This window comes from Oleiphilus sp. HI0125 (assembly GCF_001635355.1).
Genome location: NZ_LWGF01000231.1, coordinates 1 through 939 on the forward strand (window position 1 = coordinate 1; position 939 = coordinate 939).

The window sequence follows — 939 nt, forward strand, 5'->3', positions numbered from 1 at the left end:
TACAATATTTGGGCAGTTTTAACGCATCACGAATAGCGCTTTACAAAATTAATGTAGAGCGAAGATGCTTAAACTTCCCTATCCTTTCTATTCTTTGTAGTATTTACGTGTTAGGGCGCGGCTTTCGTCGTATCTAAAGTCCCCTTATGAAACAATTAAGACTGAAGCGAATTTTTCGCACATTTCAAGGAACAATAAATGAGTTCACATAAGAAATTCCTAAAATTAGGCGCTGCAGCATTGCTTGCAGGTGCAGCAAGTGTCGCAAGTGCTGAAACAATCAAAATTGCTTTAGCAGGACCAGTAACAGGACCCGTTGCTCAATACGGCGATATGCAAATGATCGGCTCAAAAATGGCGATCCAAAAGATCAATGAAGCTGGCGGCGTAAATGGCGCTCAACTAGAAGGAATCGTATACGACGACGCATGTGATCCAAAGCAAGCTGTTGCGGTTGCTAACAAAGTAGTTAATGACGGTATCAGCTTCGTAGTTGGTCACTTATGCTCAAGCTCTACTCAACCGGCTTCAGACGTTTATGAAGACGAAGGTATTTTGATGGTAACAGCGGCGTCTACAAGCCCTGACATCACTACACGTGGTTACCAAATGGTTTTCCGTACGATTGGCCTAGATAGCCACCAGGGACCAGTAGCAGGCAACTACATTGCTGACAAAATCAAGCCTGGCAACGTTGCGATCATTCACGACAAGCAACAATATGGCGAAGGCATTGCTACTTCAGTAAAAACAACGCTAGAAGAAAAAGGCGTTAATGTCGTTATGTTTGAAGGTATTACTTCTGGCGACAAAGACTTCTCTTCACTTATTGCAAAACTTCAAAAAGCAAATGTCGACTTCGTCTACTACGGCGGCTACCATCCAGAGCTTGGTCTAATTTTGCGTCAATCAGCTGAAAAAGGCTTCAAAGCACAATTT

Annotated in this window: 1 protein-coding gene; it reads left to right on the forward strand. The window is 42.9% G+C overall.

Going from position 1 to position 939, the window contains the following annotated elements:
- Positions 1–198 precede the first annotated feature (198 nt).
- The coding region (locus A3762_RS03530; protein WP_068754117.1) for an ABC transporter substrate-binding protein at positions 199–939 on the forward strand (741 nt) is incomplete at its 3' end.